The sequence below is a fragment of the Streptomyces sp. DH12 genome, from assembly GCF_020873895.1.
Taxonomy (GTDB): domain Bacteria; phylum Actinomycetota; class Actinomycetes; order Streptomycetales; family Streptomycetaceae; genus Streptomyces.
The window spans coordinates 40271-54318 of the sequence record NZ_JAHWGT010000015.1; the positions used below are offsets into that span (position 1 = coordinate 40271).

The 14048-nt window shown below is 72.1% G+C and carries 11 protein-coding genes; 8 read left to right on the forward strand and 3 right to left on the reverse strand.

Features of this window, described 5'->3' with window-relative positions; all coding sequences use genetic code 11:
• Positions 1-14: 14 nt before the first annotated feature.
• Positions 15-1952 (forward strand): serine/threonine-protein kinase, encoded by a 1938-nt coding sequence (locus tag LPA54_RS15775; RefSeq protein WP_228978069.1) that lies wholly within the window; start codon positions 15-17, stop codon positions 1950-1952.
• A gap of 77 nt (positions 1953-2029) precedes the next feature.
• Here LPA54_RS15775 and LPA54_RS15780 read toward each other — a convergent pair whose 3' ends face one another.
• Positions 2030-2410, reverse strand: coding sequence for a hypothetical protein (locus LPA54_RS15780; RefSeq protein WP_228978070.1), 381 nt, complete (start codon positions 2408-2410; stop codon positions 2030-2032).
• A gap of 485 nt (positions 2411-2895) precedes the next feature.
• On the opposite strand from LPA54_RS15780, the gene LPA54_RS42310 reads away from it, so the two are divergent.
• Complete coding sequence (locus LPA54_RS42310) at positions 2896-6339, forward strand: ALF repeat-containing protein (protein WP_308112858.1); 3444 nt, start codon at positions 2896-2898, stop codon at positions 6337-6339.
• The gene (locus LPA54_RS15795) at positions 6336-6827 is read left to right on the forward strand and encodes a hypothetical protein (RefSeq protein WP_228978073.1); all 492 of its coding nucleotides are present in this window, start codon (positions 6336-6338) and stop codon (positions 6825-6827) included. The genes LPA54_RS42310 and LPA54_RS15795 overlap by 4 nt, the downstream gene beginning before the upstream one ends.
• 66 nt (positions 6828-6893) lie before the next feature.
• Here LPA54_RS15795 and LPA54_RS15800 read toward each other — a convergent pair whose 3' ends face one another.
• The gene (locus LPA54_RS15800; RefSeq protein WP_058942454.1) at positions 6894-8177 is read right to left on the reverse strand and encodes an adenylosuccinate synthase; all 1284 of its coding nucleotides are present in this window, start codon (positions 8175-8177) and stop codon (positions 6894-6896) included.
• A 174-nt stretch (positions 8178-8351) separates the two neighbouring features.
• Here LPA54_RS15800 and LPA54_RS15805 point away from each other — a divergent pair, with 174 nt between their 5' ends.
• The 4 genes from LPA54_RS15805 to LPA54_RS15820 all read left to right on the forward strand — a co-directional run bounded on the left by LPA54_RS15805 (position 8352) and on the right by LPA54_RS15820 (position 12488).
• Positions 8352-9224 (forward strand): diacylglycerol kinase, encoded by an 873-nt coding sequence (locus LPA54_RS15805; RefSeq protein WP_228978076.1) that lies wholly within the window; start codon positions 8352-8354, stop codon positions 9222-9224.
• A 194-nt stretch (positions 9225-9418) separates the two neighbouring features.
• Complete coding sequence (locus LPA54_RS15810) at positions 9419-9868, forward strand: hypothetical protein (protein WP_228978078.1); 450 nt, start codon at positions 9419-9421, stop codon at positions 9866-9868.
• Positions 9865-11946, forward strand: coding sequence for a hypothetical protein (locus LPA54_RS15815; RefSeq protein WP_228978080.1), 2082 nt, complete (start codon positions 9865-9867; stop codon positions 11944-11946). Before LPA54_RS15810 ends, LPA54_RS15815 begins: the two co-directional genes overlap by 4 nt.
• The gene (locus LPA54_RS15820) at positions 11943-12488 is read left to right on the forward strand and encodes a hypothetical protein (RefSeq protein WP_228978081.1); all 546 of its coding nucleotides are present in this window, start codon (positions 11943-11945) and stop codon (positions 12486-12488) included. Before LPA54_RS15815 ends, LPA54_RS15820 begins: the two co-directional genes overlap by 4 nt.
• A gap of 22 nt (positions 12489-12510) precedes the next feature.
• Here the strand turns inward: LPA54_RS15820 and LPA54_RS15825 are convergent, their stop codons facing one another.
• Positions 12511-13020, reverse strand: coding sequence for a GbsR/MarR family transcriptional regulator (locus LPA54_RS15825; protein WP_228978084.1), 510 nt, complete (start codon positions 13018-13020; stop codon positions 12511-12513).
• Positions 13021-13113: 93 nt separating this feature from the next.
• Here LPA54_RS15825 and LPA54_RS15830 point away from each other — a divergent pair, with 93 nt between their 5' ends.
• Entirely contained in the window at positions 13114-14037 is a 924-nt protein-coding gene (locus LPA54_RS15830; protein WP_228978086.1) for an ABC transporter ATP-binding protein, read from the forward strand.
• The last annotated feature ends 11 nt before the right edge of the window (positions 14038-14048 follow it).

Below are 14048 nucleotides of genomic sequence, written 5' to 3' on the forward strand. Positions count from 1 at the left end.
CGAGGATCCGGGGCGTGGATCCGCTGACGCCCGACGACCCCGCCGCGATCGGCCCCTTCCGCCTCCTCGGCCGGCTCGGCACCGGCGGCATGGGCCGCGTCTACCTCGCCCGGTCCGCGGGCGGCCGTACCGTCGCCGTCAAGGTCGTCCACCCCGAACTCGCCGCCCAGGAGGAGTTCCGGCGCCGCTTCGCCCGCGAGGTGGCCGCGCTGGAACGGGTCGGCGGCGTCGGCACCGCCCCCGTGCTCGGCTCCGACACCGACGCCGAGGCGCCGTGGGTGGCCATCGGGTACGTGGCCGGCCCCTCGCTGCGGGCCGTCGTCGGCGGCGGCCACGGACCGCTGCCGGCCGCCTCCGTCCGCGCCCTGGCCGTGGGACTGGCCGAGGCGCTCCGCCACATCCACGCCGCCGGGCTCGTCCACCGGGACCTGAAGCCCGCCAACATCCTGCTCACCGTCGACGGGCCCCGCGTCATCGACTTCGGCATCGCCCGCGCCGTCGACACGGTCACCGACGGCGGGCTCACCGGCACCGGCGCGGTCGTCGGCTCCCCCGGCTTCATGTCGCCGGAGCAGGTGCGCGGCGAACGCGTCACACCCGCGTCGGACGTCTTCTGCCTCGGCTCCGTCCTGGCGTACGCGGCGACCGGCCGCTCCCCGTTCGGCACCGCCGACAGCGGCGTGCACGCCCTGATGTTCCGCATCGCCCACGACGAGCCCGACCTGGCGGACCTGCCGCCGGAGCTGGACGAGCTGGTACGCGCCTGCCTCGCCAAGGACCCGGCGGCCCGCCCCACCGCCGCCGCCATCGCCGAGGGCGTGCGCGGCGCGGACCCGTGGCTGCCGGCCGAGCTCCTCGCCCAGCTGGGCCGCCTCGCCGCGCGGCTCCTCGACGCCGACGGCGATCCCACGCCCGCCGACGGCGCGAGGGCCGTCGCCCGCGGCACCGGCACGGACGCCGGCACCGGCGCCGACACCGACGGGCCCCGGCCCACCGGCCCCACCGCACCCGCCGCCGCGACGGGCCGGACGCCGGGCCGCCGGCGCCGAGCGACGGTGGCCGCGGCCGCCGCGCTCGCCGTGGCGGCGGGCACGGCGCTCGCCGTGGCCTACTGGCCGGAGCGCGGCACGGCCTCCGGTACCGGCATCGGGGACGGCAAGGCGGGCGGTACGGCCACCGGGGCGAGCGCGGGCGGCTCCCCCGGGCCCGGCGCGGTGCCGGCCGGGTTCGTCGGCGCCTGGGAGGGCGTCGTACGCGGCACGCCCGGCGCACCGTACGAGACGATCCGCGTCGAGATCGGCCAGGGCTCGCCGGGTGAGAAGGTCGGCGTCTACGCGCACGTCACGGGCGACCGGCTCTGCATGGGCCGCTCCACACTGGTCCGCGCCGACCAGGGCAGTGTGGTGCTCGGCGAGAGCGACACGACCGTCAGCGTGCCGGAGGGGCGCTGCACGCCCGCCGCCCACCAGACGCTGGCGCTGCGCTCCGCGCAGGTGCTGGAGTGGCGCTCCGGGGCGGTGAAGGTGACGCTGCGGCGGGTGCGGTCGGGTCCGGAGGTCGTCCCCGCGAAGCTGGTCGGCGACTGGAAGCGGATCCCGTTCGCCGAGCTGCCGCCAGGCCAGGAGGACCTGTACGGCTCCGAGATCACCATCTCGCAGGGCCCCGTCGGCGCTCCCCTCGTGCGGATGCGCGACACCCACCCGGTCCTGGACGACGAGACGGGCCTGCCCACGAGCGGCACGGTCACCTGCCACCGCGAGGCCGTCGTCGGCGCGGTCGGCGACGTGGTGGTGCTGGGCCCGCCGCGGCTGGACGAGGAGCAGTCCGACAAGGACTGCGAGCGGTGGACCGACTCGCAGTCCCTGCGCATCACCCGCGTCGGCGGCAAGGAGATGCTGCACACGTACTCGATGGCCGCCGACGGCGAACCGGGCGAGTACGTCCGCGACTGACGGGCCCGGTACGGGCGGGGTGGGCTTATGGGCGCGGCGGACGGCCCCGTCGAGCCGTCCGCCGAGACGTCCGGTGGTCAGCCCTTGACGCGGAGCTCGACGAGGACCGTCGGCCCGGTCGGCGGGGTGCCGGCGAGACCGACGCCCTTCACGGTGTTCTCGCCGACCTCGACTGTCTTCTTGGTGCCGTCGGCGGTCAGGTCCGCCGAGACGGCGACGTCACCGGTGACGATGCCGTAGACCTTGGGCAGCTCCAAAGTGAGGAAGCCGGCCGAGCCCGTGACCTTGAAGCAGTACTGGCCGCGGGTGGTCTGCCCCGGGTGCTGCAGCGACGTCTGCACCTGGATGTCGCGGGCGTCCGCGCAGTCGGCCAGCAGGATGTGACCGTCGCCCTTGATGAGCTTGATCCCCTGCTCGTCCAGGACCTTCGCGGCCTGCGGATAGTCGAACGTCTCCACCGCAATGGGCGGAACAGAGCCGTCCGCTTTTCCGTCTCCGGGGGCCGCGGTGGCCACACCGATGGCGGACACACCCACAAGAACGGACGCAGCCCCGGCGGCGCCCACAAGAAGCGCCCTGCGCGTACGAAGTATCACCAGTAAAACCCTTCGGAGTTGCGCACCGACGAAATGGCGGGCGCAAGAGGAACAGGAAGTCGGTCGCCCCGAAACCTACCAGTTCCCGTTACGGCACCTCGATGTGATGACCCATCGTGACCTGCGCTTCGGCCGCCGATCGGCGTTTCGCCGATGCCGACTCCACCGGCTGTCCGATCCATCACCGGGATATGCTCACGCTTCTGCTGCGGTCCCGCAACTGACCATCGGGACCGCTGAACTGACCCAGAGAGAGTGGAATGGTGAGAGATAACCTCTGCTTCGCAAGAGCGAGGGGAAAATGGGGGACGGGCGTACGCGCGCTGGGTCTCACCGTCATGCCTTTGGTGTTGACCATCGGACTGCTCGGCCCGGAGACGGCCGCGGCAGCCGGCGGCACACCGGTGTCCGACGCCGATCGCGCCCGCGTGGTCGAACTCTGGCTGTCCGGCGGCCCGGTGGTGAAGGAGGCCGCCGAGATCGCCATGCTCGGCACTGACGCCGACGTCCGCAGGTTCCTCGCGGAGGAGGCCGATCCCGCCGTCGAGGCGGACGAGCGCATCCGGACCACGCGGGCTTTCGAATCCGGCGGCCCCGTGCTGCGCGAGGCGGCGTACGCCGCCATCACATCCGACTCGCGTGCGCACATACAGGCGTTCCTCAAGGACGGCTGGAAGGCCCCGTACGAGTCGGACCTGCGGGTGCGCGCGACGCAGATCGCCTCCACGGGCGGCCCCACCGTCATGGAGGCCGGCAAGGCCGCGCTCAGCGGCACGACCGAGGACGTACGGAAGTTCCTGGAGCACGACCAGTACACGGCTCAGGAGTCCGACGACCGGATCCGGGTCATGCAGATCATGAACGCCGGTGGTCCCGCCACGAAGGAGGCCGCCGCAGTCGCCCTGCGCGGATCCATCGACGACGTGCGGGAGTTCCTGGCCGTCGGGCAGAACATTGCCCGCTCCCGCGACCAGGAGCGGGCCACCATCACCCAGCTCGCCGAGCAGGCGGAGAAGGCCGGCGCGGTCGCCAAGCGCGAGACCAAGGCTGCCCAGGCCGCCTCCAAGCGCGCGGTCGAAGCCTCCAACCTGGCCAGATTGGAGGCCCTGAAGGCCGCCGAGGCCACCAAGAAGGCCGGTGCCGACGCGAGGCGCTCCGCCAAGGCCGCCGGCGAGGCCGCCGACGCCGCCGCGGGTGCTGCCAATGCCGCCCAGCAGGCCATCGGGGCCGCGCAGAAGGCGAACCACGCCGCGCGCATGGCCTCCACCGCCGCCGCGAACGCCGCCGCCGCCGCGTCCGCCGCCGCCGGTGCCGCTTCCCGTGCGCGTGACGCGGCTGCCGCCGCGGCGACCGACAAGAACCAGGCCGAGGCCGCGCGCCGCGCCGCCGTGGACGCGAGCAACGCCGCCCACGCCGCGAAGCGGTCCGAGGAGGCCGCCACCCAGGTGATCGTCGCGGCCCGTGCCGCCGGCGCCGCGGCGCACGCCGCCATCAGCGCCAGCGGCAACGCCGACGCCGCCGCCGACGCCGCCGACGCCGCCGCCGGCAGCGCCGGAGTGGCCGGCGCCGAGGCCAAGCGGGCCAAGCAGTGGGCCGCGACCGCCCGTAGCAACGCCGCGGAGTCCCGCCGTGCCGCGGCCGCGGCGCGCGACCTCGCCTACAAGGCCGCCACCGCCGCGGAACGCGCGCGTGACGCCGCCGCTTCCGCCGCGAAGCACGCCGAGGAGGCGGCAGCTGCCGCCCGGAAGGCGGCGGAGCACGCGGGTGAGGCCGCCAAGGCCGCCACCGAGTCCGCCGCCCACGCCAAGGCCGCCAAGGTGGCCGCGGACCAGGCGACGGCCGCCGTGGCGAAGGCCCGCGAGGTCCACGCCATCGCCGTGGAGATCGAGGCGGAGGAGCTGAGGACCCGCACGAACGGCGGCATCCAGCAGGCGCGCCTGGAGCGCCTGCAGGAGACGCACCTGGAGGCCCTCACCAAGGAGGAGGTGGCGACTGCCAAGTCGATCGACGCGGAGGCCGTGCGGCTCGCCGCCGAGGCCGCGAAGCCCGGCGCCGACCTGGCCGACGTCGCGGCGAAGGGCCGCAAGGTCGCCTTCCTCGCCATGAAGACCCGCGGCCCCTGGAGCCGGGCGGCCGCCAAGGGCGCCCTCTCCGGCTCCGACGCCGTGGTCCGGGAGTACCTCACCACCGGTTGGAAGAAGGCCGCCGAGCAGGACGACCGCGCCATGCTCACCACCCTCGCCGTGGACAGCGAGCTCACCGGCGTCCGGGACGGCGCGGCCGAGGCCCTCAAGGGCGACGCCGCGCAGGTCTCGGCGTTCCTGCGGGCCGGCGTGGACGACGCCGGCCTCATCGACTACCGCATCCGCGTCACGCAGATCGCCGAGGCGGGCGGCGCCGAAGTGAAGGACGCCGCCCGCACGGCACTGGTCGACGGGTCGGCGGGCGCGCTGCGCGCCTTCCTCAACGACGGGCAGTTCCTCGCCCGCGAGAGCGACGACCGGATCAAGGCGACGCAGCTCGCGACCACCGGTGGTCCGGAGACGAAGGCCGCGGCCCGCATCGCGCTGGAGGGCACCTCCGCCGCCGTCAGCGAGTTCGTCGAGGTCGGCCAGTACTCGACGGCACGCCGCGACCAGCTCACCGCGGCCCACAACGCGGTCGTGAACCAGCTCATCGCCGAGGCGGCCCAGACCGCCGCCCTGGCGCAGAAGGACGCCTACGAGGCCGCCGTCGTCGCCGCGAACGCGATCAAGGCCGCCGGTGACGCGAAGAAGTGGGCGGCCGAGGCCACCAAGTCCGCCGGCGAGGCGAAGAACCACGCCGCCGAGGCGGCCAAGCAGGCCAAGGCCGCGTCCGCCTCCGCCGCCGAGGCCGCGAAGTCGGCGCGCGCCGCCGATCTGGCGGCCACCTCCGCCGAGCGGGACGCCAGGACCGCGGAGACCGCCGCCGTCCGCGCCACGGTCTCCGCGGCCTCGGCGACGGCATCGGCGAACGCCGCGTACGCCTATGCCGAGGACGCCCGCCGCTCAGCGCTGTCCGCCGGCGAGAACGCCGCCGTGGCAGCCAAGGCGTACGAGAACGCCTTCGACTCCTACCGCACCAAGCTGTACAAGGAGGAGCAGGAGCGCCTGCGTCTGGAGGCCCTGCGCCGCAAGCGGGACGAGCCACTGAGCCAGGAGGAGAAGCTCGTCATCAACTACCTCCGCAAGGCCGTCGGTGCCGGTGCGTCGGGGGAGAAGCAGGACGCGATCGACCTCGGCCTCGAGTGGGTCCTGGGCAAGGGCAACCGCACCGACTACTTCCTCGCGGGTGACGAGTTCACCGAGCACCTGCGCGGGGACCACTCCATGGACGTGGTGCGCCAGGAGATGCTCGCCAAGATCATGAAGGGGTACGACCACGACAAGGGCGGCTACTCGGTCCTCGGCAAGGAGGGCGTGGGCCGCCTCGCCACCGACCTGCTGGACGTGGCGACCCTGGGCTACACCGCGCGCAAGCGGCATGAGCAGAGCAACGGCCGGTACGGCACGTCGGCATCCGTCTTCGTCGGGTCGTACAACTACGAGTACGAGGTGCTGTCCCGCGACAGCGCGCGCGGTACGGTCAAGGTGCGGATCACGATCACCAACGAGACGACGATCAACTCGTCCGTCCACCCGCCCTTCCTGCGGAAGGAGTGGGACAAGTACATAGGTGAGCCCCTCAACGATCTCGCCGACAGGTTCGACGGGCCGCTGCGGACCAAGAAGCAGACGGCGATCTGGGAGGAGGAGCTGAAGACGCCATGACCAGCAACAGGCGGACACGGACCGCCGGCCTCCTGGCGGCCCTCGCCCTGACGGTCTCGCTGACCTCGACCGGCTGCTTCGCGCGGTACTCGGCGTGCGGTGAGGAGGGGCCGCGCCCGCAGGGGCTGTCGGCGCGGGACCTGACCGGGACGTACGAGGGCTCCCCGTTCGGGACGCTCACCATCGCGGCGGACGGCACGTTCACGGCGTCCGACTGGCCGCACCCGGACGACGACCCGGTCTCGGAGCGCTCCAGGAAGGTCGCCGAGGGAGAGGGCACCTGGGAGCTGAACCAGGACCGCGAGCTCGGAGGGGACCTGAGCCTGCGGTTCGACCTCCTCTCCGGTGGGGTCTGGCGGACCGCTCCCGGCGGCGGCGGCTTCGGGTACCACCTGAACGTCACCGGCACCCGCGCGGAGCCCCGGCTGTACCGGTTCGCCGGCGACCCGGACGTCTGCGACTTCCACGGCTTCACGCGCCGGAAGTGAGCCACGCCGAAGCCCCCCGCACCACTCGGTGCGGGGGGCTTCGGCGTGCGGGGCCGCGCGGCGGGCCTACAGGAACGAGTTGATCTCGATCGTCTCGGTGCGGCCGGGGCCGACGCCGATGGCGGAGATCGGGGCGCCCGACATCTCCTCCAGCGCCTTCACGTAGGCCTGCGCGTTCTTCGGCAGGTCGGAGAAGGTCTTGGCCTTGGAGATGTCCTCGGACCAGCCCGGCAGGTACTCGTAGACGGGCTTCGCGTGGTGGAAGTCGGTCTGCGAGTAGGGCAGCTCCTCGACGCGCCGGCCGTCGATCTCGTACGCGACGCATACGGGGATCTGCTCCCAGCCGGTCAGGACGTCCAGCTTGGTGAGGAAGAAGTCCGTCAGGCCGTTCACGCGGGTGGCGTACCGGGCGATGACCGCGTCGAACCAGCCGCAGCGGCGGTCGCGGCCGGTGGTGACGCCGCGCTCGCCGCCGATGCGGCGCAGCGCCTCGCCGTCCTCGTCGAACAGCTCCGTCGGGAACGGGCCGGCGCCGACGCGGGTCGTGTACGCCTTGAGGATGCCGATGACACGGCTGATCTTCGTCGGTCCGACGCCGGCGCCGGTGCAGGCGCCGCCGGCGGTCGGGTTGCTGGAGGTGACGAAGGGGTACGTGCCGTGGTCGACGTCGAGCAGCGTGCCCTGGCCGCCCTCGAAGAGGACGACCTTGCCGGCGTCGATGGCGTCGTTGAGGATCAGCGTCGTGTCGGCGACGTAGGGGCGGATCTGCTCCGCGTAGCCGAGCATCTCCTCGACGATCTTGTCGGCCTCGATCGCGCGGCGGTTGAAGACCTTTGCGAGGAGCTGGTTCTTCTGCTCCAGGGCCGCTTCGACCTTCTGGGCGAGGATCGACTCGTCGTAGAGGTCCTGGACGCGGATGCCGACGCGGTTGATCTTGTCGGCGTACGTCGGGCCGATGCCGCGGCCGGTCGTGCCGATCTTCCGCTTGCCGAGGAACCGTTCCGTCACCTTGTCGAGGGTGACGTTGTACGGCGTGATCAGATGGGCGTTTCCGCTGATCAGGAGCTTCGAGGTGTCGACGCCCCGATCGTTGAGCCCGCTCAGCTCGGAGAGCAGGACCGCCGGGTCGACGACGACACCGTTTCCGATCACCGGGGTGCATCCCGGGGAGAGGATTCCGGAGGGAAGGAGATGCAGCGCATACTTCTGGTCGCCTACGACAACCGTGTGACCGGCGTTGTTGCCGCCCTGGTATCGCACCACGTAGTCGACGGATCCACCGAGGAGATCGGTGGCCTTCCCCTTGCCCTCGTCACCCCACTGAGCACCGAGCAGCACAAGTGCGGGCACAGGCGTACACCCCTTCCGGGCGGGGCATGTCCAAGGCCAGGGGCGGAGAACGTCGTACGGCGGTGTACGACGCGCAGCCTGAGCCGATGGACCGGTGCCCCGGAATAGACGAAGCCCCTGGCGCAATAGCGCAAGGGGCTCTTGCACAAAGATGCTACCCGAGGAAGGACCGAGGTGTCGGCTTCCGACCAGCTGCTGGTGGTCATCGACCCGGTCGCGCGCCGCACCGACGGCGAGTCCGTACGGATCGCGAAGGACGTGCTGTGCGCCGGGGCGCCCGCCAGGGTGTGCCTCCCCGACACCCCGGACGAGTTCGCGAGGGCCCTGGCGCGGCGGGGTTCCCGGCGGCCCGTGGTGATCGGCGACGACCGGGCGCTGGTGCGTGCGGTGGGCCTGCTGCACGGGGCCGGGGAGGCGGACGGGCCCGCCCTGTCGCTGGTGCCGGTGGGGCCGCGCGAGTCGGTGCGGCTGGCCGTGTCGCTGGGCGTGCCGCCGGGCGCGGTGACCGCGGCGCGGGCGGTGCTCGACGGGGTGGAGCGGCGACTGGACCTGCTGGTGGACGACGGGGGCGGGGTGGTCGTGGGCGGCCTGCGCATCCCCGACGGGCCGCCCCGGCCCAGGCCGCCGGGTGCGCCGGAGTCGCGGTTCCGGCCCGGCGGGGGCGACCCGCTCGGGCCGACGGTGTGGGGCACCTGCCGGTCGCTGGTGCGGACCCTGGTGGGCCCGGTGCCGCCGCGCGTCCCGCAGACGCGGGGGCACCGGCTGCGGGTGGAGGCGGACGGGCGGCTGCTGCGCGACGTCGACGACCCGGTGGAGGGCGTCACGGTGGTGTCGCGGGACGGTACGGCGGAGGTCGTCGTACGGCCCCGGGCCGCGGAGCCCCTGCGGTGGGCGGCCCGCACGGTCACGGTGACGGGCGTCGCGGGGAAGGGCTTCCACTACCGGGCGGACGCCGAACCGTCCGGCCCGGTGCCCGCCCGGACGTGGACGGTCCGCCCGGCGGCCTGGTCCCTCCTGGTCCCGGCCCCCGCGCCGCGCCGGGGCTGAACCGGCGCCACTCCGGCCCCGGGAGCACGGGCCCCTTTTGCACGATCTTTATGCCCATGAACGGGCATATCGCGTTGCTCTGCATTCCGCCGGCGGGGCGGGACAGCGCGTCGTTCCGATTGCTAGGTTGGCGCGGAGCAACGAATCAGGGAATGCAGGAGTCACCAAGGCTTGGCGCGGGGGAAGGAGCCTTCATGGCCTGGGACGAATGGGAACAGCTGAAGAACGAGGCCGCCGGGAAAACGTCGACGGCGATGCAACTGAACCGCGTTCCCGACGAGCCGGGGTCCGCCCCCCAGGGCGGCGACCTCAAGGTCGACCAGCAGGACCTGGCGGCCGTCGGCGACAGCGCGTTCAAGCTCTTCGACAAGCTGGGCAAGCACGGGCGCGACGCCTGGTCGGTCAGCCAGAGCGCCGCCAAGGACCTGTCGACGCAGGGCTTCGCGATCGGCGGGGCCCTCGACCACGTACAGCAACGCTGGGAGAAGCAGCTCCAGTCACTGCTGGACGCCTGCGCGCACATCTCCAACCACATGGACTTCACGAAGAACGCACACGCGGGCGACGAATACCACATCACCACCACGATGAGCAGTATCGCGACCCTGGACGAGGGCTTCACCGAAAGGACGCAGCGCCGATGAACCTCGATGCGCTGCGCAGCGCGAACTTCGCCCGGCTCGACCAGGCCATTGCCGCGTGGAACGGCGTCGTCGGAAAACTGAAGGGCCTGGAGAACGACGCCCGGGACGATATGAAGGCGAAGTCGGACAAGGCCGACTGGGCCGGCGTCAACGCCACGGTCACCCGCGAGTTCATCACCAAGACGGCCGGCGAGTTCTCGGACGCCCACACGCAGGCGAAGTCGATCCACGACATCCTCAAGGACACCCGGGACGAGCTCCAGGGGTACAAGGAGGAGCTGGAGCAGACCCTCGCGCGCGGGCTGAAGAAGAACCTCACCGTGACGCCCACGGGCAACGGCGGCTTCACCGTCACCATGAACATCCACCCGGACCGGGCCGCCAAGGGCCACCAGGTGCCCGACCACTCCCAGCAGGACGTGGACCACCTCCGGGACGACGTCCAGCGCATCCTGAACCGGGCCACCGAGAGCGACGAGTCGGCCGCGAAGGTGCTGCGGGCCCTCGCCGACCAGGCCGAGCACGGCTTCTCCGGGGCAGCGTACAAGGACCGCGACACGGCCGCCGACGCGCTCAGGAAGGCGGAGGAGGCGGCGAAGCTCATCGCGGAGAAGGGCGACGACATGTCGCCCGAGGAGTTCCAGCGGCTCGACTCGACGCTGGCCACGTACAAGGACGACCCGCTCTTCCAGGAGAAGTTCGCCACCACGCTGGGCCCGAAGCGCACGCTGGAGTTCTGGGCGGACCTCTCCAGCCCCGACAACCCCGACGAGCTGAGCCGTACGCAGCTCAACCAGCTCGGCGAGTTCCAGAAGAACCTCGGCACCGTCCTGGGCGGCGCCACCCAGTCGGACAGCCCCGCCATGCGGCAGTGGGAGAACGACATGGTGAGGCACGGCAGCGAGCGGTTCCACTCGCGCACGGGCGACGCCTACGGCTTCCAGCTCATGAGCAACCTCATGCGCACGGGCGACTACGACGACCAGTTCCTCAAGAAGTACGGCAACGAACTGGTCGCCAATGAGAAGAAGATGCGGATCCCGGACCGCTTCTACCAGATGGAGCCCGTCCCCAAGATGAACTTCATCGGGGACAAGGAGTTCGGCCGCGACCCGATGACCGGCTTCATGACGGCGCTGCGGAACAGCCCGGACGCCGCGACGGACTTCTTCAACACGAAGGAGCCGCAGGACAACGCGCAGTGGGTGCTCAAGGAGCGCCCCTCGTTCGACGACTCGCCGCTGGACGACGGGCCGAACGAGGCACTGGACGCCACCGGGAAGGCCATGTTCGCGGCCGTGTCGGGCGTCTCGGACCCGAAGGCCCCCGGCGTGGAGTTCCCGCCGCACACACCGGAGCACCGGGAGGCGATGAAGCGGTCGCTGGCGATCCTCTCCGGCATGGGCAACGACTTCCCGTCGGAGTTCCGCGACGACATGGCGCTGGCCATGGGCAACCACGGCGACTGGGTGCACAAGGCGATGAGCGCCCCGCTCGTCGAGCACGAGTTCGACTCCGGTCAGCTCATGGAGGTCAGCAAGCAGATCTCGCGCAACCAGGACGCCTACGGCGAGCTGGTCCGGCAGATGCACGGAGCCATCACCGCCGACATCTACACGGAGAAGGCGCACCCGGAGGACAGCCTGGACCGCGCCGGCCGCACCGTCGGGTTCCTGGAGGAGGCCCGCTACCAGGCGACCAACGACGAGAAGGGCGAGAAGCTCACCGACGCCTCCTGGGACAAGGTCGGCAGGTACCACGTCATCGGCGGGCTCGTCACGCCGTGGCACCCGGCCGGCGACGCGGCGCAGCGCGTCGTGGACGCGGTCACGTCGAAGATGCTGGAGGACGAGCAGAACCGGATCAACGCCGAGGCGACCGCGGACCACACCGAGACGTACAAGAACCGCAGGTTGGAACTGCAGAACCTCGCCGACATCTGGTACCAGCAGAACGAGAAGTGGGCGGAGGACCCGGCGCACGAGGGCTACTCCAAGGGCCACGGCACCTACGCGCAGATCGAGGGCTCCGCCAACGACGGCAACAAGAAGGCGGAGGGGGTGTCGGGCAACCAGTGACGAGGACCCGGCGCGCCGGCGCCTCCGCCCTCACCGTGTGCCTCGCCCTGTCCCTCGCCGGGTGCGGCGGTGGACGCGGGTACACGGTCCCCGAGGAGGCGTGCGGCGTACCCCTGAACGAGAAGGCGCTTGAGCCGTTCCTCATCGACGGCGAGAAGCTGGAGGTGAGCGGCGGCTCCGTGATCAGGACGGGCACGGACACCCGTGGCGCGTGCTGGATCCGGGTGGACGGGAAGCAGGTGGTCCACTTCCAGGTCGACAAGGTCGACAAGATCTACGACCCGATGGCCCCGTTGGAGGAGTTCCGGTTCACCAACCGCGCCGCCATGAAGGACCTGCCGTTCGACGGGCTCGGCGCGCTGGGTGACTCCACCGCCATGATCAGCACAGCCTGCTCCGGTCCGCAGGCGAGCCACCTCATCGCCTACGTGAGCGTCGACGGCAAGGCCGGCGGCGACCTCGCCGAGCGGCGTCGGAACGTCGAGGCGCTCGCGCTCGACTTCGTCCCCGAGGTGAAGAAGGCCCTCGGCTGCGCCGAGTGACACCGCCCGGTCCGCCGCCGGTTCAGGCCGGTGGCGGGCCGGACGCCTGGCGCTGCCGCCACCTGGCCATGATCTGCGCCAGTTCGTCCTGCACGAACCGGAAGAACTCCGCCGTCTCCGCGATCCGCGCCCCCGCCGCCGTGTCGGCGCCCAGCGTCTCGGCGCCCTCGGAGAGGGTCTTGCGCCAGCGGGCGAGGACCTCGTCGCGGCGAGTGAAGACCTCGTACCACCCGCCCTCGTGGAGCACGTACCGCTCGCGGCGGGAGCCCGGGTCGCGCTCGCGGCCGATCATGTTGACCTGCGTCAGGTAGCGCACGGCGCCCGAGACGGCGGCCGGGCTGATCCGCAGTTGCTCGCCGAGTTCGGCGGCGGTCATGGCCGCCTTGTCGGAGACGAGCAGCGCGGCGAAGACCCGGGCCGCCATCCGCTGCATCCCGGCCTGCGTCAGCTCCCCGGCGAAGCGCTCGACGAAGCGGCTCACCGCCTCCTCGTCGCGCTCCGGCCGCTTCGCGAGCCGCTCGTCGGTCCCCATGCGCCCATCGTCTCCCGTCGTCCCGTGTACGCACCTGATTTTATACGGTTCCTCAACTTCACAACTTTGTGAACACAGGCGTAGCGTCGAAGCATGACGAACGCCATCAGCGTCACCGGACTGCACAAGTCGTTCGGGCGCACGCACGCGCTGGCCGGTCTCGACCTCACCGTCGCGGCCGGTGAGGTCCACGGCTTCCTCGGCCCCAACGGCTCCGGCAAGTCGACCACCATCCGGGTCCTCCTCGGTCTGCTCCGCGCCGACTCCGGCACCGCCCGGCTCCTCGGCGGGGACCCGTGGCAGGACGCCGTCGAACTGCACCGCCGCGTGGCGTACGTCCCCGGTGACGTGACCCTCTGGCGGAACCTGTCCGGCGGGGAGGTGATCGACCTGTATGGGAGGCTGCGCGGCGGGCTGGACCGGGCGCGGCGCGCCGAGCTCATCGACCGGTTCGAGCTGGACCCGACGAAGAAGGGCCGCACCTACTCCAAGGGCAACCGGCAGAAGGTCGCCCTCGTCGCGGCCTTCGCCTCCGAGGTGGACCTGCTGGTCCTGGACGAGCCGACCAGCGGCCTCGACCCGCTGATGGAGGGCGTCTTCCAGCGGTGCGTGCGCGAGGAGCGCGACCGGGGCCGCACCGTCCTGCTGTCGTCGCACATCCTGAGCGAGGTGGAGAGCCTCTGCGACCGGGTCAGCATCATCCGCAAGGGCCGCACGGTCGAGTCCGGGTCGCTGGCCGAGCTGCGCCACCTGTCCCGCACCAGCGTGGAGGCCGAGCTGTCCGCCCCGCCGAACGGCCTCGCGGAGCTGCCGGGCGTCCACGGCCTGCGGGCCGAGGGCACCCGTGTGCGGCTCCAGGTCGACACCGACCGGCTCGGCCCCGTCCTGCGCGCCCTCACCGAGGCGGGGGTGCGGACGCTGACGAGCACCCCGCCCACCCTGGAGGAGCTTTTCCTGCGCCATTACGAAGACGAGGCTGCCGAGGCTTCCGAGGCGACCGGGGCGGTGGCGCGGTGAGCGCCCCGACC

Bases quoted from the DNA above. Each gene is read 5' to 3' on its own strand.
- LPA54_RS15825 (WP_228978084.1), bottom strand. From the start codon at position 13,020: ATGGGGACCGACGAGCGGCTCGCGAAGCGGCCGGAGCGCGACGAGGAG.
- LPA54_RS15830 (WP_228978086.1), top strand. From the start codon at position 13,114: ATGACGAACGCCATCAGCGTCACCGGACTGCACAAGTCGTTCGGGCGC.
- LPA54_RS15795 (WP_228978073.1), top strand. From the start codon at position 6,336: ATGACCAGCAACAGGCGGACACGGACCGCCGGCCTCCTGGCGGCCCTC.
- LPA54_RS15810 (WP_228978078.1), top strand. From the start codon at position 9,419: ATGGCCTGGGACGAATGGGAACAGCTGAAGAACGAGGCCGCCGGGAAA.
- LPA54_RS15815 (WP_228978080.1), top strand. From the start codon at position 9,865: ATGAACCTCGATGCGCTGCGCAGCGCGAACTTCGCCCGGCTCGACCAG.